Origin of the sequence: Kosakonia quasisacchari, assembly GCF_004331415.1 — a bacterium.
Taxonomy (GTDB): Bacteria; Pseudomonadota; Gammaproteobacteria; order Enterobacterales; family Enterobacteriaceae; genus Kosakonia; species Kosakonia quasisacchari.
Map to the genome: position 1 here is coordinate 192,079 of NZ_SJOP01000008.1, position 20,350 is coordinate 212,428.

Here is a 20,350-nt window from a genome sequence, read left to right on the forward strand (position 1 = left end):
CCGCGCTTATTCGCGCCAGAGAATATGGCAAAGTTTGTGATCTTTTTCGCGGCACAGTAATACGCGTGCGAAGATGTCATTGATTTCGCCGCCATCGGTATCCGCAAGGCCAATGACCACTTCAGCGAAGAAGTCCGGGTTTAAATCGTAATCCACATGTTCCTGCCAGTCTTCGCCCGGATCAAACAACTCAGCGCCGCCACGCTCTTCAAACTGTAAGTTGAAAAGAATGATGTCCGCCGGGTCAAGGTTGTCCGCTGCAAGTTCGAGGAAGATGTCGTAGGCCTGCTCAAGGGTTTCGTCTTCGGTCAGGCGATTATTCAGATCCATTTCCATGATTACCTCTTCACGTCTGTTGGGCACGTTTTACAGCAACGGGCTGAAGAAGTAAAACAGTCGTTCAGCAATGCGATGCCAGAACGGCCGTTTTACCCACAAACGCGCATCAAGTAAGCGGGAGCGGGAGATGTAATCATCCTGGACGGCCGCCAGATCGCCACCAAAACCGGCATCGTCAATCACCAGTGTGATTTCGAAATTCAGCCACAGGCTGCGCATATCCAGATTTACGGTGCCGACCAGGCTCAGTTCGCCATCCACCAACACACTTTTGGTATGCAGCAAACCGCCTTCGAACTGGTAAATCTTTACGCCTGCGGCCAGCAGCTCGCCAAAAAATGCCCGGCTGGCCCAGCCGACCAGCAGCGAATCGTTTTTACGCGGCAGAATAATACTCACGTCCACCCCGCGCTGTGCCGCCGTACAAATCGCATGCAGCAGATCGTCGCTGGGCACAAAGTAGGGTGTGGTCATAATTAAATATTCGCGTGAAGCGTAGACGGCCGTCAGCAATGCCTGGTGGATCAGATCTTCCGGAAACCCTGGCCCGGAAGCAATGGTGTGAATGGTGTGCCCGCTGGCCTCTTCGAAGGGCATGATGTTGGCGTCAGGCGGCGGGGGAAGAATGCGTTTTCCTGTTTCTATCTCCCAGTCGCAAGAGTAAACAATCCCCATTGCTGTGGCGACCGGGCCCTCCATACGCGCCATCAAATCGACCCATTGCCCGACGCCAGCATCTTGCTTAAAGAAACGCGGATCGACCAGATTCATGCTGCCGGTGTAGGCAATGTAATTATCAATCAACACGATTTTTCGGTGCTGGCGTAAATCCATGCGGCGCAGAAAGACACGCATTAAGTTCACTTTCAGCGCCTCGACCACTTCAACACCGGAATTTCGCATCATGGTTGCCCACGGGCTGCGGAAAAACGCCACGCTGCCGGCAGAATCCAGCAGCAGGCGACAGTGTACGCCGCGGCGCGCTGCGGCCATTAACGATTCGGCCACCTGATCCGCCATACCGCCGGGTTGCCAGATGTAAAACACCATCTCGATATTGTGACGGGCGAGCTGAATATCACGGATCAATGACTGCATCACATCATCGGTCGAGGTGAGTAACTGCAACTGATTGCCCTTAACTCCGGCGATCCCCTGGCGTCGCTCACATAACTTGAAAAGAGATGACGCCACGCCGCTGTTTTCGGTTGCAAAAATATGTTTGAAATTTTTCAGATCATTCAGCCACTTAGCGGTAGAAGGCCACATGGCGCGGGCGCGCTCGGCACGACGTTTCCCAAGGTGCAGTTCGCCAAGCGAAAGATAGGCGATGATCCCAACCAGCGGCAGGATGTAAATCACCAGTAACCACGCCATTGCAGAAGTGACAGCGCGGCGTTTCATCAATATGCGCAGTGTTACACCCGCAATCAGTAGCCAGTAACCCAAGACAATCAGCCAACTCATTACCGTGTAAAAAGCGGTCATAAATAAAAATCCTTTTAAAAACTGTATTTGATGAGTGTACGCATCCGCATTCATCTGGCAAATAAAAACGCCGAAAAGCGCTGGCCTGGCGAAGTTGACGGACTATAATGGCGTTTCTGTTAAGTATTGAGTTGTAAAAATGAAGCGTAGTCGAACGGAAGTGGGGCGCTGGCGTATGCTGCGGCAGATGAGCCGCCGTAAAGCGCGCTGGCTGGAAGCGCAATCACGTCGCAATATGCGCATCCACGCGATCAGGAAATGTGGCGTGAACCGTCATCGTAATGTGCTGTTATTCGCTATTTACGATCTTTAATATCCGGGCACCGAACAGGTGCCCGCGATCGTTTCTGGACGTAATGTTAAAGAAGGAGTCGCAGTATGTCGGTAATGGATAGTCTGTTGGCTTTTACCTTCGCCGCCACGCTTTTGACATTAACGCCGGGGCTGGACACGGCGCTGATATTACGCACCGCGACAGTTGAAGGTCGCAAAGAGGCTTTCAAAGCACAGATGGGAATCAACACCGGTTGTCTTATCTGGGGAGCAATGGTGGCGTTTGGTCTGGGTGCGCTGATCGCGGTGTCTGAGCTGGCGTACAGCATCCTGAAATATTGTGGCGCAGCCTATTTATGCTGGTTGGGTCTGAATATGCTGCTGCGTCCGCGCAAATCGTTTTCTGCGGTGGGCGCAAGCGAAACGAAATCGCAGAACTGGTTTCTCAAAGGGATGTTCGGCAACGTGCTCAACCCGAAAGTGGGCATTTTTTATGTCTCATTTCTGCCGCAGTTTATCCCACAGGGACAACCGCTGATAGTCTGGACCTTTGGCCTGGTTTTTATTCATCTTTTACTGGGCACCTGTTGGTCGACGCTGCTTATTTCCGCCACGCGCCCGTTGTCGTCATTCCTGCGTAAAGAAAAAGTCATATGCTGGATGGATCGTTGCACAGGGATGGTCTTTTTGCTGTTTGCCACTCGTCTGGCGCTCAGTAAACGTTAATATTGTCCGGTAACCCATATGAACAAAGAAGCCTTTATTTTTCTCGGTATTGCCATTGTGATGGAAGTTATTGCCACAACAGCGCTGAAATCTTCCGACAGTTTTACTCGTTTGTTACCCGGCATTATCAGTATCGTCGGGTATTGCATTGCGTTCTGGTGCCTGACAATTACTATGCGCACTATTCCGACCGGGGTGATTTATGCCATTTGGTCAGGTGCCGGTATTGTGCTGATAGGTATTGCTGGCTGGCTAGTACACGGGCAAAAACTGGACATGCCAGCAATCATGGGAATGGGGTTAATTATTGCCGGGGTGGCGGTTATTAATCTTTTTTCCAAAAGTGTTGGGCATTAAATAATGAAACACCAGGGGAATATTCGGTGGTGATCACTCTCTATTATTTCCCCTGGTTTTCATGATGAGTTATTGCTCGTTATGAGCATTCCCGGCAAGTGAAGCGGGAGTAAGGCGTTTAAATCGGGATAGTTGTGAAGATTTATGTTCACAGAATTTTATTCCCGCAGTGTGAGAACGCAGACCTCGTTGCTCCGCCTGCGATGAATATTTCGATACGGATCGGGCATATCTGCTGGTGGCGGGCAATTGCGTTAACATCAGCGATTTATATAAGCGCGGAATTCACCAGCCGGATGCTGAAATGCTGCCTGGTTCTGAAGTGGTCAGTACAGTAAAAGACCCGCCTTGGCGGGTCTTTTCTTTTTAGAATACTTTCTTGAACGGTTTCACCGTCACGTTCTGATAAACCCCTGCAGCGACGTAGGGATCGGCTTCTGCCCAGAACTTCGCCGCTTCCAGCGATTCAAACTCAGCAATCACCGTCGAGCCAGTGAAACCCGCAGCCCCAGGATCGTTGCTGTCGACAGCCGGCATTGGACCGGCAGTCAGCAGACGGCCTTCATCGCGCAGTAGCTGCAGTCTCGCCAGATGGGCGGGGCGCACGGACAAACGTTTTTCGAGTGAGTCAGCAATATCTTCAGCAAAAATAACGTATAGCACGGGCAGAACTCCTCACAGATAAGAAAGCCATACCCTATGTGAAAGGCGAAACGACTGCAATGTAAAGATGGTAATGGCCGTAACATCCATGCAATGTATGCGGTTTTTTTACCCATTTAACGGATTAAATCGCCTGCGCACGTGATGGCTTGTTGAATATGATTGCTATTTGCATTTAAAATCTAGCTCTGGTTTTTTTAACTGACGCGATTATGACTTCAATGACCCTTGATTTACCTCGCCGCTTTCCCTGGCCGACGCTATTGTCTGTCGGTATTCATGGAGCCGTCGTGGCGGGTCTGCTCTATACATCGGTACATCAGGTTGTTGAACTGCCCGCACCTGCGCAACCCATTTCGGTCACTATGGTGGCGCCTGCCGATCTGGAATCTCCTCAGGTGGCTCAACCGCCGGAGCCGGTCGTTGAGCCCGAGCCGGAACCCGTTCCTGAGCCACCGAAAGAAGCGCCAGTGGTGATTGAAAAGCCCAAGCCGCAGCCAAAACCCAAGCCGAAGCCAAAACCGGAGAAAAAGGTCGAGCAGCCGAAGCGTGAAGTGAAACCGGCAACACCGCAACCGGCCTCACCGTTCCAGAATAACGCGCCCGCGCGACCGGTTACGAATCCGGCTCCGTCGACGGCTACCCAACCTGCGCCATCTGTTCCGGCTGGCCCGCGCGCACTGAGCCGCAACCAGCCGCAATATCCGGCCCGTGCGCAAGCGCTGCGCATTGAAGGCCGGGTAAAAGTGAAGTTTGACGTCACCGCCGATGGCCGTGTTGAGAACGTCGAAGTGCTGTCGGCGCAACCGGCGAATATGTTTGAACGTGAAGTAAAAGCGGCAATGCGCAAGTGGCGTTATGAATCCGGGAAACCGGGAACAGGATTAATCGTTAATGTCGTGTTCCGTCTGAACGGCGGTGCCTCAATGGAATAATAAAAGCCTCCGTAAGGAGGCTTTTTCTTAGGCCTGCGGTAACTGGCGCGGTTTGCCTTCATTATCGACTGCGACGTAAATAAACAGCGCTTCCGTTGCTTTATAACGCTGACCAATTGGCTCGGATGAGACCTTCTTCACCCACACTTCAATATTAATTGTCACTGAAGTGTTGCCCCGCTTAACACAGCGTGCATAGCAGCAGACAACATCACCCACCGCGACCGGGCGAAGAAAAGTCATGCCGTCAACGCGCACAGTCACCACGCGACCATGTGCAATTTCCTTGGCTTGTATTGCGCCGCCAATATCCATTTGTGACATTAACCAACCGCCGAAGATATCGCCGTTGGCGTTGGTGTCTGCTGGCATTGCTAATGTGCGTAAAACAAGCTCTCCCTGGGGAGTGTCCTGAGGGGTTGTCATTGTTATCTCTTCTGCTATGAGGGATTTATGGCGGGATGCTACTACGAATGCGGGGCGTTCGGAAAGAAAAAAGCCAGGCGCGTTGGCCTGGCTTTCAGTCTCAGGATTTGTCGTCCTGCGCGGGCATGTGGCGGTAGATATAAACGCCGCTCAGCACGGTGAAGAGAAGCGTCAGCGCGGTTAAGCCAAACACTTTGAAATTCACCCAAATATTTTGCGGCAGCCAGAAGGCAATGTAGATATTCGCCAGACCACACAAAATAAAAAACAGCGCCCATGCGATGTTCAGTTTGCCCCAAACGGCTTCCGGCAGCGCGATCTCTTTACCGAGCATGCGCTGGATCAGCGGCTTTTTCATGACCCACTGGCTGAAGAGCAACGCTGCGGCGAACAAGGCGTAAATCACCGTCACCTTCCATTTAATAAACTCATCGTTATGGAAGAAAAGAGTCAGCCCGCCGAATACGGCGACCAGCACAAAAGTAATGAGTGCCATCTTTTCCACTTTGCGATAGCGCACCCAACTATAAATCAGCACGATAGCGGTCGCGATAATCAGCGCAGTGGTCGCCGCATAGATATCGTACAGTTTGTAAAAGGCGAAAAAGACCACCAACGGCAGAAAATCAAGAAACTGCTTCATTCTACGATTCCATCATAAGGGGTTGCCCACAGACGCAGGCAACCGGAACAATCACGAACGCATCAACATATAGAGGCGGAACAGATAAACCAGCAGCGCCGCTGAAATCAGGTTGCTCAGCGTATTGGCAATCACTTCACCACCTTCCACAGTGAACACCGCAAAGTTATGCGCGAACAGCAGCAGCAATGTTTTTGCCAGCAACCAACCTATTACCGCCGGAGCGACAAGACGCATATTCGCCCAGGCAAGGCGCATACTGCTACGCATAGCGGCGAAAATCCCCATTTTATCCTGCACCAGTATCACCGGGGCGAAAGCGAGCAGGATCGCCAGAATGACGCCTGGGACAATCACAAACATAATGCCAATTTGCACGATAAAAGTGGTCAGCAGGATCAGTAAAAACAGCTTTGGCAACACTGGCGCGCTGGCGCCAATTGCCCGCAAAGCGCTGATGCGCTGACCCGCAGAAATCATCTGGATCATCAGCAGTACGCCACCGACGAGAATCGCATTGCCAACAAGGCCGGAAAACGTTGATGCCGCAGACGCTCGGAGCAGCACTTGTTGCTGCTCCGGCGTCATATTCTGCACCAGATCAAACAACCCGACGCTGCCGGCAAGATTATCCCCTTCACTTAAAATGGAGAGTTGCTCCTCACTGGGCTTAAAGGCACTGCCAAGCAAGAACGTGATCAACGCACAAAGTAAAGCAATCAGTAAAATAGTAACGAACTGATTACGAAAAAAATTCCCCGTGTCACGGTAAACGGACTTCGCCGTGATAGACATGCACTCTCCTTGAGTATGGCGGTGTTAAATTGCGGGCAATTGTACCCCGAATACACCCTCAGTGGCAGCATCGCTGCTTGTATGGAAAAGCATATCTTTGTAAAGAGGCGCTAAACCGTAGCGCGCACGAGCCCGATCGCAGGCTTCATTGACCTTTCCGTCTTCGCCGGACATGGCAAATTCACGGCAGGGCGACGGCCTGTTTGTATAAATACTGCAACTGGCCGACTCGCCGGGCGTACCTTGCAGCGCTGTACAGCGGCTCTGATTTTGATTGGTTCCGCTCATGCAACGCAGAAATGGGGTTAGCGGCTCGGTGAGCTGAGCCGGGACAGGGCCTCCAGCATCATCCGCTTCTGCCCAATAGAAAGAGACTCGAAAATACGCACAACAGGCTCCGCACGACATGCACGGATTGATATCACTCATAACGCACCTGCACTTAACGACGCATCAACATATATTGTCAGGCCAATAAATTATCGCCGCCGCATAACGCACACAAGATAGGCGAGCGAGTATTTTTTTAACCATCTCACAAAGCGAAAATTGATTTAAATACAAAAGTTAATGAGTGTAACGAGCGGTGAAAATTAACCCAGATCAATGAATGTTAAATTACGGGGTTAAGTGTGATCCGTGTTGGATCACTTTGTACTCAGTTATAGGTATATTCACGGCGCGATAAAAACCTTAAACATGGAGTGGATATGAAGAAGTTAGCCGTGGCAGCATTGATCCTGAGTAGCCTTTCTACCGGTGTATACGCGCATGAAGCTGGCGAATTTTTCATTCGAGCCGGTTCCGCGACGGTACGTCCGACGGAAGGTTCAGATAACGTTTTAGGCGCTCTGGGCAGTTTTAATGTCAGCAATAACACCCAACTTGGTGTGACGATGAGCTGGATGGCGACCGACAACATTGGCGTTGAATTACTGGCCGCGACGCCATTTCGCCACCGCGTTGGTACCGGTCCAACCGGCGACATCGCCACTGTGCATCACCTGCCGCCGACATTAATGGCGCAGTGGTATTTTGGTGATTCACAGAGCAAACTGCGCCCATACCTTGGTGCAGGCGTAAACTACACCACCTTCTTTGATGAGAAATTTAACGATACCGGGAAAGCTGCTGGGCTGTCGGATTTGAGCCTGAAAGACTCTTGGGGCGTGGCGGGGCAAGCCGGTCTGGATTACTTAATCAACCGAAACTGGCTGATTAACATGTCAGTCTGGTGGATGGATATCGATACGGATGTGCGTTTTAAAGCGAATGGTGTGCAACAAAGCGTACATACTCGCCTGGATCCGTGGGTGTTTATGTTCTCTGCTGGTTATCGTTTTTAAGCGTATTGTGGAAACTGGTTTGTTAATAACCAGTTTCCACGCCTTCCCGCGTGTAATGGTTTCTTTCAGGTGCAAGCAGCATCCCAATATTGTCGCCCATACACATCCAATGCAGAGTGCGGTGAACTCTCACCTCGCTGGCTCGTCGATCGCGACGAGGTGCAGATAAAGAATTGGAAAGCAGGAAGTGAGAGGGTGCGGTACTCACAGCATATAAAATATTAGCCGCCACTTCCCGCCCATTCATGAGGAGCCTGCGAATTCTTATCCAGTGCGATAAACCCACTCCCCGAAACGCGTTACTTGCAATAGCGGCAGGTCATATACGCGCCGGCAACGCAGAGGGCCAACGGCACAAAAAAACTGAAATCCATGCCGGTGAATTCCATCAACAGCACAATGGCGGTGAGCGGCATTTGCATCGACGAGGCGAGAAAAGCCGCGCCACCGGTCAGCGCAAATTCCGCCATGCTGCCGCCGGGAAAAAACTGACCCACCAGCAGGAACATCAGCGCTCCCAGCAGGGCACCGATCGCCAGCCCCGGCGTAAGTAAACCACCTTCGGCACCGCTGCGTAGCACCATCCAGATACTCAGCACTTTTAATCCAATCAACATGGCCGCCAGCGGTAGTGTTACACCTCCGCCGAAACTGAGTTGCACCGGGCCGCGTCCGTTGCCTGGTAATTGTGGAAACCAGATAGCGAGCAAGCCGAGACAGGCAAAAGCCATAAAACAGAGGACCGGCATTTGCCAGTTGGTTTTTACCTGTGCCCGCGCGCTTTTTGTCATCCGCCGGAACAGGCTAGCAGCATAGCCGAACAGCGGTCCTGACAGGACTGCCCAGATAATCAAAGAAGGGGGCGCTGTGGGGGCGGTAAACAAATACTGACGCTCGTTGCCCAGCACCAGCGATGCCATGAACGCGGCGAGGGCGGAGGTGACGATGGCGGCAATGACCGCATCCCAACTGATCGTGACCAGCAGTACCTCAAGGGTAAAAATTGCGCCCGCCAGCGGAACGTTATACACCGCCGCCAGCCCGGCACCTGCACCGCAGGCGATCACCAGCCTCGTCTCTTGCGCATTTAATCCGATACGCCTCGCCATCCCACTACCAAACAAAGCTCCGACTTCACGCGGCGCACTTTCTCGACCGAGCGGCGAGCCCATCGCCACGGTGATAACTTGTAGCAACGCATGGATTAAGGTGGTGAATGCGGGCATCGGGCGTTGAACATCTTTTAGCGCAGCGCCCACACTGACACGTTTTTTTGCATAGCGTGCCAGTAGCCACCATCCCCAGCCCGCCACCACACCCGCAGCAGCAAGGGAAGCAAAACGGCGCAGGGCGCTGGCATCTGTTACGCCCTGTAGAAACGGTGCGCCGCCAATCAGCGATTGCTGGCTATAACCAAAAGCCAGGTGCTGGATGGCATGCAGCAGAAGGGCAATCAACATGCCAGCCGCGCCGGAAAGCAACCCGGTCAGCAGCAGGGCCAACCAGCGACGTTGCCAGCAAGAATCAGGGATCTCACGCATGGTGTTTATATCGGTGTCATAATTTTTAGGATTATTATCCCACAGAAAATATGAACGTTTTAACAATGTGTTAGGAAAAAAAGGGGGGATGAGCAGGAAAGTACACCGCCTGAATCAACAGGCGGTGTCAGAGGTTAACGCGGCAAAGTAGCGCCTTTTAGACTTTGCACAAAGGCTTTCAGCTCAGCCAACATGGCCGTTGGGTTGGTGAGGTTTTTCTCAATGATTTTCACAATCGCTGAACCGGAGATCGCCCCGGCGGCACCCGCTTCTACGGCAGCACTCACCTGATCAGGTGCGGAAATACCGAAGCCCTGCAGCGCAGGTGCAGCGTGATACTCGGTGAGCTTTTCCACCAGATGGTGAAGCGGCAGCGCCGCACGGTTTTCCGCACCGGTTACCCCTGCGCGTGAAAGCAGGTAGGTGTAACCCCGGCCATAAGAGGCAATCTGGCGCAGCAGATCGTCGTCCGCGTTTGGCGGGCAGATAAAGATGGGCGCGATATTATGGCGCAAGGCTGCCTGGCGGAATGGTGTGGATTCTTCAATCGGCACATCCGCGACCAGCACGGAATCAACACCGACTTTTGCACACTGGGCATAGAATTCGTCGATGCCACGGCTGAAAACCAGGTTGGCATACATCAGCAGGCCGATTGGAATGGTCGGGTGCTTCTGGCGAATGGCTGCCAGCATTTCGAAGCATTGTGACGGTGTCACGCCAGCGGCAAAGGCGCGCAACGTGGCGTTCTGGATAGTCGGGCCGTCAGCCAATGGATCGGAAAACGGTATCCCTAACTCAAGTGCATCTGCGCCTGCTTCAATCAGCGTATCAATGATTTTTAATGATTGTTCCGGCGAAGGATCGCCCAGCGTGACGAAGGGAACGAATGCACCTTCTTTGCGCGCACTCAGTTGCTTAAACAAGTTGTCATAGCGTTCCATCAGATTTCCCCTCGCGCTTTCAGGATGTCATGTACGGTAAAAATGTCTTTGTCGCCGCGCCCGGAAAGGTTAACCACCAGCAACTGCTCTTTGTCCGGGTTCTCGCGCATCATTTTTAACGCATGGGCGAGGGCGTGCGAGGATTCCAGCGCAGGAATGATGCCTTCATGGCGGCACAGGATTTTGAACGCGTCCAGCGCTTCGTCATCCGTGATAGAAACATAGTCGGCACGACCAGTACTGTTCAGATATGCATGCTGCGGCCCGACAGACGGGAAATCCAGACCCGCAGAGATCGAATAAGACTCCTCAATTTGGCCTTCATCTGTCTGCATCATCGGCGATTTCATACCAAAATAGATACCAACGCGGCCATGTTTCAGCGGCGCGCCGTGCTCACCAGTTTCGATACCGTGACCCGCCGGTTCTACACCAATCAGACCAACGGACGTTTCGTCGATAAAGTCGGCAAACATACCGATAGCGTTAGAACCGCCGCCAACGCAGGCGATAACCGCATCTGGCAGACGCCCCTCTCTTTCGAGGATCTGCGCTTTCGTCTCTTCGCCAATCATGCGCTGGAACTCACGCACAATGGTCGGGAAAGGGTGCGGGCCCGCCGCAGTTCCCAGCATATAGTGCGCGGTTTCGTAGCTACCAGACCAGTCGCGCAGCGCCTCGTTACAGGCATCTTTCAGCGTGGCGGAGCCGCTATGTACCGGGATCACTTCCGCACCCATTAAGCGCATACGGAACACGTTTGGCGACTGGCGCTCAACATCCTTTGCACCCATATAGATGCGGCATTTCAGGCCCAGCAGTGCGCTCGCCAGAGCCGAGGCCACGCCATGCTGACCCGCTCCCGTTTCGGCGATAATTTCGGTTTTGCCCATGCGTTTCGCCAGCAACGCCTGGCCCAGAACCTGGTTAGTTTTATGCGCGCCTCCGTGCAGCAAATCTTCACGCTTGAGGTAAAGCGTGGTGCGCGTGCCAGCAGTAATGTTCTGGCATTTGGTCAATGCAGTCGGACGTCCGGCATAGTTTTTCAGCAGATCGTTAAATTGTTGCTGAAATTCAGCGTCGCTCTGCGCGCTGACAAAGGCTTCTTCTAACTGACGCAGTGCCGGCATCAGGATCTGCGGAACGAACATTCCGCCAAACTCGCCAAAATAGGGATTCAGTAGTGTTGTCATTGTCTTCTTTCCTTAATAAGCGCGCAGTGTGCGGAAAACCGAGGCCAGTTTACTGGCATCTTTGATGCCCGGTTCCGACTCCACACCTGAATTAAAATCGAGTCCGGCACAGCCGGTTTTGGCCGCCTGCACGCAATTATCTGCGCTCAGGCCACCAGCCAGAATCACGTTATCCAGCGATTCGCCTGCCAGTAGCGACCAGTCGAAACTTTTGCCGCTGCCGCCCTGGCCGTTATCAAACACATATTTATCGACTTGCTGGAAGCGACGTTCGGGCAGGCTATCGCCAACGCTGAGTGCTTTCCAGATTTGCGTCTTCGCCGGAAGACGCTCGCGCAACGTATCGATATAGGCCTGGTCTTCATCGCCGTGCAACTGGACGGCAAACAGTTTCAGCGCGTTAACTTTTGCCACCACCTCGTCGGGCTCTGCATTACGGAATACACCGACGTATTGTAGCGGTGCGGCCTGCATGATTGTGTGTGCTTGCGATTCAGTCACGGCGCGCGGGGAACTGGCAACGAAGATCAAACCGCCGTAAATGGCTCCGGCCTGATGTGCCGCCTGCGCATCCTCCGGGCGGGTCAGCCCGCACACTTTGTTTTCACCCAGCAAGACGCGTTTCACCGCCGCGTCAAGATCGTCATGTGACATCAGTGCGGAGCCAATCAGGAAACCATTGGCAAAATGGCTCAGTTCACGCACCTGCGCATAGGTGTTGATGCCCGATTCGCTGATAACCGTTACACCAGTGCCAAGGCGCGGTGCCAGCTCACGGGTGCGGTTTAGGTTTATAGAAAGGTCGCGCAGGTCGCGATTGTTGATGCCAACCACTTTTGCTTCCAGCGCGATAGCACGCTGCAGTTCTTCTTCATTACTGACTTCCGTCAGCACACCCATATTCAGACTGTGCGCGACGGCGGCAAGCTGGCGGTACTGTTCGTCATCGAGGACGGAGAGCATCAGCAGGCAGGCATCAGCCTGGTAGTGACGAGCAAGGTAGATCTGATAAGCATCGATAATAAAGTCTTTGCACAGGATTGGCTGCGGCGCGATGGCGCTGACAATCGGCAGAAAATCAAAACTGCCCTGGAAATATTTCTCATCCGTCAGCACAGAAATTGCCGACGCATGATGTTTGTAAATCTCCGCAATACGCGCCGGGTCAAAATCATCGCGAATCACACCTTTTGACGGTGAGGCTTTTTTGCACTCCAGGATAAACGCTGTACGCGTGCCTTGCAGGGCATCGTAGAAGCGACGCGTGCTGGGCACGACATCGTTCTGAAAGCCGGCCAGCGGTTGTTGCTCCTTGCGCGCCGCAACCCATATGGCCTTATCGGCGACAATTTTCGCTAAAACGGTTTGCATTTTTTATCCTCTTGCCGCAAGTGCGGTGACTTTGTGGTAGGCTGCTCCGCTGTGCAGCACATCGAGTACTTTCTGCGCGTTGGTCTGCAAATCTTCTTCGCCGTGCAGACGCATCAGCATGGCGACGTTGGCGGCGACGGCTGCTTCATGCGCGGCCTCACCTTTACCCTGGAGTAAGCGTGTCAGAATGTCACGGTTTTCTTCCGGTGTACCGCCAGCCAGTGCCTCCTGATGGTACGGCGTCAGGCCAAAATCGGCAGCGGTGAGCTGGTAACTTTTGATTTCACCATCGTGCAGTTCGGCAACCAGTGTCGGTGCATGCAGTGACACTTCGTCCATGCCGCCGCTGTGCACAACCGCCGCACGCTGATAACCGAGTACGCGCAGGGTTTCGGCAATCGGCAGCACCAGTTCAGGGCTGTAAACGCCAATCAACGCCAGCGGCGGATGCGCCGGGTTAATCAAAGGACCGAGCACGTTGAACAGGGTGCGGGTTTTCAACTGCTGGCGTACCGGCATCGCATGGCGAAAACCGGTGTGATACTTCGGCGCAAACAGGAAACAGACGCCCAGTTCATCCAGCGCGGTACGCGATTTATCTGCGTTCATATCCAGATTGATACCAAACGCCGCCAGCAAATCTGATGAGCCGGAACGGCTGGAAACACTGCGATTGCCGTGTTTGGCGACTTTTAGTCCGCAAGCAGCAGCGACAAATGCACTGGCGGTGGAAATATTGATGCTGTTGCTGCCGTCGCCGCCGGTGCCGACAATATCGGCAAAGGCATAATCCGGGCGCGGGAACGGCGCGGCATTCTCCAGCAGTGCAGTGGCAGCTCCGGCAATCTCGTTGGGATGCTCACCGCGAATTTTCATACTGACCAGCGCGGCCGCAAGTTGTTCTGGCTTCAGCTCGCCGCGCACCACCGCAGAGAAAAGCTGGTGGCTCTCCTGCTGGCTGAGGGTTTGCGCCTGATACAGTTTTTCCAGAATCGGTTGCAGGGTATTAGCCTGTTCCAGTTTTTGCAGCGCCCACGCCAGCGTTTGCTCCAGCAGACGTGCGCCTTGCGTGGTCAAAATCGACTCCGGGTGGAACTGGAAACCACAAACGCGATCCGCGTCGTGACGTACCGCCATCACCATGCCGTTAAAATGGGCATTGATGGTTAATCCTGCCGGGATGTTGCTGCCCACCAGCGAGTGGTAACGTGCAACGGGAAGCGGATTGCTTAAACCCGCGAACATCGCCTGGCCATCATGTTCGATGCTTGACGCTTTGCCGTGCAGGATTTCACCCGCCTGGCCGACGTAGCCGCCATAGGCTTCAACAATCGCCTGGTGGCCGAGGCAGATACCGATAATCGGAAGTTTGCCGCGCAGCCGCGTAAGCAGTTCCGGCATGCAGCCCGCTTCAGACGGTGCGCCAGGGCCTGGTGAGAGCATCAGCACCGGGTTTTGCATTGTCTGAAGGCGGTCGATCAAGGTCTGCGCCGGAACATGGTTACGATAAATCACCACGTTATGCCCGCTCGCACGCAGCTGATCTGCCAGGTTGTAAGTAAAGGAATCAATGTTATCAAGCAGCAGAATGTCAGCCATCAGAAAGTCTCCTGAGCGTGGTGTGCGGTGGCGATAGCGCGCAGAACCGCGCGAGCTTTATTACGGGTTTCATCGGCTTCAGATTGCGGAACGGAATCCAGCACCACACCAGCGCCTGCCTGTACGGTTGCCACACCATCCTCCACCCAGGCGGAACGAATCACGATGCACGTATCCAGATCGCCATGCGCAGTAAAGTAACCGACTGCGCCGCCGTAGCTGCCGCGTCGTGTGCCTTCCGCTTTGGCAATTAACTGCATGGCGCGCACTTTCGGTGCGCCGCTCAGTGTGCCCATGTTCATGCAAGCACGGTAGGCATGCAGAACATCCAGATCCTTGCGCAACTCACCAACTACGCGGGAAACGAGGTGCATGACGTAGGAATAACGATCGACTTTCGTCAGATCGGCAACATAGCGGCTACCGGGTGTGCAGATGCGCGCCAGATCATTACGCGCCAGATCCACCAGCATTAAGTGTTCTGAGAGCTCTTTATGATCGGTACGCATGTCCAGTTCGATACGGCTGTCGAGGTCGCGATCCAGCGAACCATCCGGGCGACGTCCACGCGGACGTGTTCCGGCGATAGGGTAGATCTCAATCTGGCGGTTGCTTGCGTCATATTTGAGCGAGCTTTCTGGTGAGGCACCAAACAGGGCGAAATCGTTATCCTGCATAAAGAACATGTACGGGCTGGGGTTGCTCTTTTTTAGCACCTCATAAGCCGCCAGCGGTGAAGGACAAGGCAGGGTGAAGCGGCGAGACGGCACCACCTGGAAAATCTCGCCCGCGCGAATCGCTTTTTGCATTTCACGCACGACCGCACCGTACTCTTCATCACTCTGGTTGCAGTCACAGCGCATATGTTCAACTTTCTCGACCGGCAACGGCTCAGCAGGGCGATCCAGGTGCTGGCGCAGGGTTTCGATGCGCTGGAGCAGACGGTCTTTTTCCTGCGCTAAAGGGGTAAACAAGCTTGCCTGGATGCGCGTTTGTTGTTTCTGGTGGTCGATCACCAGTAAGGTTTCGGCGAGATAAAAGCAGTAGTCCGGACAACGGCGATCGTGCGTAAGCTGCGGTAAATCTTCAAAACCAGCCACCAGGTCATAAGCGAACAAGCCGCCGAAAAACATGGCTTCACGTTCATCGGAAGGGACATTCACCAGATCTTGTAACAAACGGAAGGCATCAAAAACGGAGAGTGAACAGAGGCGGGCATCTTCGTCCAGCAGGTTGCTCACGGCCGGGAAGCGCAATTCACGACCCTCCGGCAGGACGGTATTTTCCACCCCGGCAGGCAGCGCGTTATCCAGCAGCGTCAGGAGAGCTGCACCATTTTTGGTTAATGCTGTAATGGTGACGGTGTCACCAAGCGCGGTGATACGCAATGCGCTATCCACCAGCAGCAGACTTTTTAAATCACTTTTGCTGTCAATATCTGCTGATTCCAGCAGCAGAGTTGCCGGACGGTCGCCGCATAATTGATGGAACAACGCCGTCGGGTTACTGCGGTAGCTGGCATTGCTGGTCAGAAGTTCGAGTGCTGGTTTTTGCGTTTGCATAGTCGCTCTCATTATTTATTTTGTTCAAAAAAAAGCCCGCTGGGTGAGCGGGCCTGGTATCGGTATGCTGAATGCGCACGTGATCTCACAGCCCTTATCAGGGAGTGCGCCACCAGCGAGTAACAGAGAAATGTGCATTCATTTTTGCGATACCTTGTTGTGTGAACTTGCGTACTAGTTAACTGGTTCAGGAAAAGAAAGTCAACCTCGAATTCAGAAAATATTGTCAGGACTGTATGATAGGCGACAAACCGACGTCCTGATGAATTAGCGGAGCCGCTTTGAGCGACACGAATTACGCCATTATTTACGATCTTCACAGCCATACCCTGGCTTCTGACGGTCTGCTCTCCCCCGAACAACTGGTGCATCGCGCGGTAGAGATGCGCGTCGGTACGCTGGCGATAACCGACCACGATACTACCGATGCCATTCCTGCTGCCCGTGCGGAAATTGTGCGGGCAGGACTTGATTTGCAGCTTATCAGCGGTGTGGAGATTTCCACCGTCTGGGAAAACCACGAAATACATATTGTTGGTCTGAATATTGATATTGACCACCCGGCGCTGCGCACATTTTTGCAGGCGCAATCTGAACGTCGGGTTCAGCGGGCGAAGTTAATTGCTGAACGTTTAGAAAAAGCGCACATTGCCGGTGCGTGGGAAGGCGCCCAACGGCTGGCACAGGGGGCGAACGTAACGCGCGGACACTTTGCTCGTTTCCTGGTGGAACAGGGCAAAGCGAGCAATATTGCCGATGTTTTTAAAAAGTATCTTGCCCGGGGGAAAACGGGATACGTTCCTCCCCAGTGGTGTACAATAGAACAAGCTATTGATGTGATTCATCATTCTGGTGGAACGGCGGTAATGGCCCATCCTGGCCGCTATAACCTTTCTGCTAAATGGCTGAAAAGACTGCTGGCGTATTTTGCACAGTGCGGCGGTGAGGCGATGGAAGTCGCCCAATGTCAGCAGGCTCCCAACGAGCGAACGCAGCTCGCGGCGTATGCCCGTCAGTTCGGTTTACTGGCATCGCAAGGTTCTGATTTCCATCAGCCTTGCCCATGGATTGAACTGGGGCGCAAACTCTGGCTTCCGGCCGGTGTTGATGGCGTATGGCTGAAATGGGAGCAGCCGCAACAGAACAGAGAGAGGGAAGTATGAGTCAATTTTTCTATATTCATCCGGAAAACCCCCAGCCGCGGTTGATTAACCAGGCGGTAGAAATTGTGCGTAAAGGCGGAGTCATCGTGTATCCCACCGATTCCGGTTATGCGTTGGGCTGCAAAATCGAAGACAAAGGGGCGATGGAGCGTATTTGCCGTATTCGTCATTTGCCGGATGGTCACAACTTCACGTTGATGTGCCGCGACCTATCTGAACTGTCGACCTATGCATTTGTCGATAACGTGGCCTTTCGTCTGATTAAAAATAATACGCCCGGCAACTACACGTTTATCCTGAAAGGTACAAAAGAGGTGCCGCGTCGTTTATTGCAGGAAAAACGCAAAACGATTGGTCTGCGCGTACCGTCAAACCCGATTGCGCTGGCACTGCTGGAAACGCTCAACGAACCGATGCTTTCCACCTCGTTAATGCTGCCGGGCAGTGATTTTACCGAATCCGATCCTGATGAAATCAAAGAGCGGCTGGAGAAACTGGTGGACTTAATTATTCACGGTGGCTACCTCGGCCAACAACCGACGACGGTAGTAGATTTAACTGAATCCACACCAGAGGTTATTCGCGAAGGGGTTGGCGACGTTAAGCCTTTCTTATAGTGGCGCAAGCCGCTATACTACGCGGCCATTTCAGCAGCGGCTTCGCCGACCTGATGACCCTATTCGACGCCTGTGAAGGCGTACAAGTATTTAATTTTTTCTTTTAAAATCAAAGAGTTAATTATTTGTTTGAGTCGGTGTTGTACTTCTTGTATGACACCGATTATCCCCATCTTGTTTGCCTCAATGTGTTACATCCATATCTGTCCATGAACCTTTCCTTTGTACTATATTGATCGTTAAGTACAGGAAGGGTCGATTAGCATGCAATACCACTTAACCAGAGATAAATTTGCTATGGATAAAAATTTACATATTGAATATCAATACACAAGAAATGGACTTAATAAAACTGGAGAGTTCTCGACTGACGGTGTTACCGACATAACGAACGATATTATTAGTCACGTTTGCCGTGTAGAAGATATTGCTGCTCCAACACCGATCGCTAGAACTCGCAGGGTCTCAGAACATGGTGAACAAGCGAAAGCCCTAATTGAACAACATGTTGGTGAAGTAATCACATATAGCATCAATGGGGAGAAACATAGTAACCCGTTGGATTTGAATGCTTATATAAAATCATTTTTTGGATAAACAAAAAGGCTGACCCGTTAAGGTCAGCCTCTTGAAAATTCAGCTAGTTAGCGCAGTTTACGCTTTTTCGCCAGCAATACACTCAGTGCATACTCAAAGCCGTGTAAGGCTTCCCGTCTGCAAAATTCTACGTTGTTTAACCCCAATTCACGGCACAGTGCTTTGCGGTTGATTATTTCCGCAGTACCGGACACGTAGACAGGACCAGAGGCACCGGGGATATTGATTGAAACTTTCATGTGTTTTCCTTCGCTAAAGTCAGTCACTAAAAATTCAAATGAATACCACTAGGGGGAATAAACCCCCAGCCGGAGCCGGGGGCATTCTCAATTAGGCCAAGCTAATAGTGGTCAGCCACTGAGGACGAAGTAGAAGAGGCAACAGGGAAAACTCAGATTGCAATTTGATGATTCCGTCACCATCGACACTAGTCCAACTATATCGATCTTGGACCCCACCCTTAACCGCCAGGCTTTGATTTCTGCTACATGGCCCAGAAATTCGGCGTAAATAGCTCACCTCGGGATCGGTCATACGTGGGACAACCAAACCGCTGTTCGCATCCACTTTGTAAGTCGGATCGCCTGCCAAGTCTACGAAGGTCACAGGACCCAAAGACATGGTATTGAATCCTGACAAGGCATTAGGGATAACCGCGCCGGAGATCTGCGCCTGCTGGACACTATGCAGGATAAACGCTTGGATCTCTTTGTTGGTGGCGATCGCGTCATACAGGCCAGAATCGCACAGAACCCAAAGACGATCGCTGTAGTTGCGAGCCGCGCCTAAAGCCTGTGAAACTTGGCGACGCAGTTTAGCCAACTGTTGGTAAATGGAAGCATCCGCTGAAGCGTCTAGGATGAAGGAAGCCGGGGAGGCGCCGAACACTTGATCGAAGGAAATATCACCATCATCGGTGTGAGGTGAGCTTACTTTACGCTCGAAGAGAGCCTCTGCTAGAGAAGTTTCCACAGTGCGGCGGTAATCTTTTTCGAACTGTACAGCACGCTTGCTAATAACTTCAGTGATCGCCATATTCTGATTAGTAGTAGGACTGATCAATCCTTGCCAATCATGTGGGCGAACGAAAGCGGTTTCATGTACAACCGGAATCTCAGCATCACGGAAAACAGCGGTTGCCGCCTTTTGGTGATTGGTGTCGGTGCCGTATCGGCTCACAGTTTCAAGTTTCGCGTCCTCTGCGTCGGTGATGTCACTCACGCGGGCATTAGGAACGCTGGAGGTGCCTTTCACAAACAGATTAAGATCCTGTAGCAGATAGGAGCCTTGTTTAGAATCCTTGATAGTTGCTACAAGGTCCAAGCCCTCATAGGTATTTTTAATATCTTTAACGCTCATGATTAAGCCTCCATGCTGTTGTTATTGCCAGTACGAATAGAACCGCCAGCGGCCAAACGTTTAATCGCTTCCTTCAGGGAGGCTGTATCTTTAGCGCGTAGGTTGAACGTGTTCACATACGCCAATCTATCAACCACTACGATTGTTTTGTTTTCACCTGCTGAAACATCCACCAGGCAGATCAGCGGGGAACCCTCCACAGCTTGATCGAACAATTCAAAGGTTGAACCATTAAAGACATCCCCACAGTGCAGATCAGCCGGGATAGTGACACCCTTGATCTCTGTGCGGGAGAATAGGTCGGAGGCGCTGTTAACCAGCACGTCCGACATGCGTTTAGGAAACGCTACGGAAGTTTTCATAATTGTTTTCCTTGAGAGGGTTTAAGACGTGGTGAGAGCCACAGGGTGATC

24 protein-coding genes and 1 other annotated feature are annotated in these 20,350 nt (G+C 52.6%); of the genes, 8 read left to right on the forward strand and 16 right to left on the reverse strand.

Annotated elements, in window-relative coordinates:
* Positions 1-6 precede the first annotated feature (6 nt).
* Both E0L21_RS10975 and cls read right to left on the reverse strand, forming a co-directional pair.
* On the reverse strand, positions 7-336 hold the full coding sequence (locus E0L21_RS10975; RefSeq protein WP_016495844.1) for an HI1450 family dsDNA-mimic protein: 330 nt from the start codon (positions 334-336) through the stop codon (positions 7-9).
* Between the two features lie 30 nt (positions 337-366).
* Positions 367-1,827, reverse strand: coding sequence for a cardiolipin synthase (gene cls, locus E0L21_RS10980; RefSeq protein ID WP_131409386.1), 1,461 nt, complete (start codon positions 1,825-1,827; stop codon positions 367-369).
* Between the two features lie 139 nt (positions 1,828-1,966).
* On the opposite strand from cls, the gene E0L21_RS10985 reads away from it, so the two are divergent.
* From E0L21_RS10985 to E0L21_RS10995, 3 genes are all read left to right on the forward strand, one after another.
* The gene (locus E0L21_RS10985) at positions 1,967-2,140 is read left to right on the forward strand and encodes a YciY family protein (RefSeq protein WP_017457170.1); all 174 of its coding nucleotides are present in this window, start codon (positions 1,967-1,969) and stop codon (positions 2,138-2,140) included.
* A gap of 65 nt (positions 2,141-2,205) precedes the next feature.
* Positions 2,206-2,826, forward strand: a complete 621-nt coding sequence (locus E0L21_RS10990) for a LysE family translocator (RefSeq protein WP_131409388.1) — start codon at positions 2,206-2,208, stop codon at positions 2,824-2,826.
* An 18-nt stretch (positions 2,827-2,844) separates the two neighbouring features.
* Positions 2,845-3,183 carry an SMR family transporter gene (locus tag E0L21_RS10995; RefSeq protein ID WP_131409390.1) on the forward strand — a complete coding sequence of 113 codons (339 nt, stop codon included), beginning with the start codon at positions 2,845-2,847 and terminating at the stop codon, positions 3,181-3,183.
* 366 nt (positions 3,184-3,549) lie between these two features.
* Here the strand turns inward: E0L21_RS10995 and E0L21_RS11000 are convergent, their stop codons facing one another.
* The gene (locus E0L21_RS11000) at positions 3,550-3,846 is read right to left on the reverse strand and encodes a YciI family protein (RefSeq protein ID WP_131409392.1); all 297 of its coding nucleotides are present in this window, start codon (positions 3,844-3,846) and stop codon (positions 3,550-3,552) included.
* 221 nt (positions 3,847-4,067) lie between these two features.
* Here E0L21_RS11000 and tonB point away from each other — a divergent pair, with 221 nt between their 5' ends.
* Complete coding sequence (tonB, locus tag E0L21_RS11005; protein ID WP_170312060.1) at positions 4,068-4,781, forward strand: TonB system transport protein TonB; 714 nt, start codon at positions 4,068-4,070, stop codon at positions 4,779-4,781.
* A 27-nt stretch (positions 4,782-4,808) separates the two neighbouring features.
* On the opposite strand, the gene yciA is transcribed toward tonB, so the two are convergent.
* From yciA to E0L21_RS11025, 4 genes are all read right to left on the reverse strand, one after another.
* On the reverse strand, positions 4,809-5,207 hold the full coding sequence (yciA, locus tag E0L21_RS11010) for an acyl-CoA thioester hydrolase YciA (RefSeq protein WP_131409396.1): 399 nt from the start codon (positions 5,205-5,207) through the stop codon (positions 4,809-4,811).
* A gap of 100 nt (positions 5,208-5,307) precedes the next feature.
* A complete protein-coding gene (locus E0L21_RS11015) occupies positions 5,308-5,850 on the reverse strand; it encodes a septation protein A (RefSeq protein ID WP_016495852.1) in 543 nt (180 codons plus the stop codon).
* 51 nt (positions 5,851-5,901) lie between these two features.
* Positions 5,902-6,645 carry a YciC family protein gene (locus tag E0L21_RS11020; RefSeq protein WP_131409398.1) on the reverse strand — a complete coding sequence of 248 codons (744 nt, stop codon included), beginning with the start codon at positions 6,643-6,645 and terminating at the stop codon, positions 5,902-5,904.
* A gap of 24 nt (positions 6,646-6,669) precedes the next feature.
* Positions 6,670-7,074: a YkgJ family cysteine cluster protein gene (locus tag E0L21_RS11025; protein WP_131409400.1), complete on the reverse strand. Its 405-nt coding sequence runs from the start codon at positions 7,072-7,074 to the stop codon at positions 6,670-6,672.
* A gap of 281 nt (positions 7,075-7,355) precedes the next feature.
* Between E0L21_RS11025 and ompW the strand changes: the two genes are divergently transcribed.
* Positions 7,356-7,991, forward strand: a complete 636-nt coding sequence (gene ompW, locus E0L21_RS11030) for an outer membrane protein OmpW (RefSeq protein ID WP_131409402.1) — start codon at positions 7,356-7,358, stop codon at positions 7,989-7,991.
* Positions 7,992-8,290: 299 nt separating this feature from the next.
* On the opposite strand, the gene E0L21_RS11035 is transcribed toward ompW, so the two are convergent.
* The 6 genes from E0L21_RS11035 to E0L21_RS11060 form a co-directional block, all read right to left on the reverse strand.
* Positions 8,291-9,532, reverse strand: coding sequence for a chloride channel protein (locus tag E0L21_RS11035; RefSeq protein ID WP_235855227.1), 1,242 nt, complete (start codon positions 9,530-9,532; stop codon positions 8,291-8,293).
* A gap of 134 nt (positions 9,533-9,666) precedes the next feature.
* A complete protein-coding gene (gene trpA, locus E0L21_RS11040) occupies positions 9,667-10,476 on the reverse strand; it encodes a tryptophan synthase subunit alpha (RefSeq protein ID WP_131409406.1) in 810 nt (269 codons plus the stop codon).
* On the reverse strand, positions 10,476-11,669 hold the full coding sequence (gene trpB, locus E0L21_RS11045) for a tryptophan synthase subunit beta (protein WP_131409408.1): 1,194 nt from the start codon (positions 11,667-11,669) through the stop codon (positions 10,476-10,478). The genes trpA and trpB overlap by 1 nt, the downstream gene beginning before the upstream one ends.
* Positions 11,670-11,681: 12 nt before the next feature.
* Entirely contained in the window at positions 11,682-13,040 is a 1,359-nt protein-coding gene (gene trpCF, locus E0L21_RS11050) for a bifunctional indole-3-glycerol-phosphate synthase TrpC/phosphoribosylanthranilate isomerase TrpF (protein WP_131409410.1), read from the reverse strand.
* Positions 13,041-13,043: 3 nt separating this feature from the next.
* Positions 13,044-14,639: a bifunctional anthranilate synthase glutamate amidotransferase component TrpG/anthranilate phosphoribosyltransferase TrpD gene (gene trpD, locus E0L21_RS11055; protein WP_131409413.1), complete on the reverse strand. Its 1,596-nt coding sequence runs from the start codon at positions 14,637-14,639 to the stop codon at positions 13,044-13,046.
* A complete protein-coding gene (locus E0L21_RS11060) occupies positions 14,639-16,201 on the reverse strand; it encodes an anthranilate synthase component 1 (protein ID WP_131409415.1) in 1,563 nt (520 codons plus the stop codon). The genes trpD and E0L21_RS11060 overlap by 1 nt, the downstream gene beginning before the upstream one ends.
* Positions 16,202-16,227: 26 nt before the next feature.
* Positions 16,228-16,322, reverse strand: a sequence feature (Trp leader region).
* Between the two features lie 145 nt (positions 16,323-16,467).
* Between E0L21_RS11060 and rnm the strand changes: the two genes are divergently transcribed.
* The 3 genes from rnm (at position 16,468) to E0L21_RS11075 (ending at position 18,578) form a co-directional block, all read left to right on the forward strand.
* Positions 16,468-17,364 carry an RNase RNM gene (gene rnm / locus E0L21_RS11065; protein ID WP_170312061.1) on the forward strand — a complete coding sequence of 299 codons (897 nt, stop codon included), beginning with the start codon at positions 16,468-16,470 and terminating at the stop codon, positions 17,362-17,364.
* Entirely contained in the window at positions 17,361-17,981 is a 621-nt protein-coding gene (locus tag E0L21_RS11070) for an L-threonylcarbamoyladenylate synthase (RefSeq protein ID WP_131409419.1), read from the forward strand. Before rnm ends, E0L21_RS11070 begins: the two co-directional genes overlap by 4 nt.
* 264 nt (positions 17,982-18,245) lie before the next feature.
* On the forward strand, positions 18,246-18,578 hold the full coding sequence (locus E0L21_RS11075) for a hypothetical protein (RefSeq protein ID WP_131409421.1): 333 nt from the start codon (positions 18,246-18,248) through the stop codon (positions 18,576-18,578).
* 47 nt (positions 18,579-18,625) lie between these two features.
* Here E0L21_RS11075 and E0L21_RS11080 read toward each other — a convergent pair whose 3' ends face one another.
* The 3 genes from E0L21_RS11080 to E0L21_RS11090 all read right to left on the reverse strand — a co-directional run bounded on the left by E0L21_RS11080 (position 18,626) and on the right by E0L21_RS11090 (position 20,299).
* Entirely contained in the window at positions 18,626-18,817 is a 192-nt protein-coding gene (locus tag E0L21_RS11080; protein ID WP_105611941.1) for a hypothetical protein, read from the reverse strand.
* A 91-nt stretch (positions 18,818-18,908) separates the two neighbouring features.
* Positions 18,909-19,937 (reverse strand): major capsid protein, encoded by a 1,029-nt coding sequence (locus E0L21_RS11085; protein ID WP_131409423.1) that lies wholly within the window; start codon positions 19,935-19,937, stop codon positions 18,909-18,911.
* Positions 19,938-19,939: 2 nt separating this feature from the next.
* A complete protein-coding gene (locus E0L21_RS11090; RefSeq protein WP_131409425.1) occupies positions 19,940-20,299 on the reverse strand; it encodes a hypothetical protein in 360 nt (119 codons plus the stop codon).
* Positions 20,300-20,350: the final 51 nt, after the last annotated feature.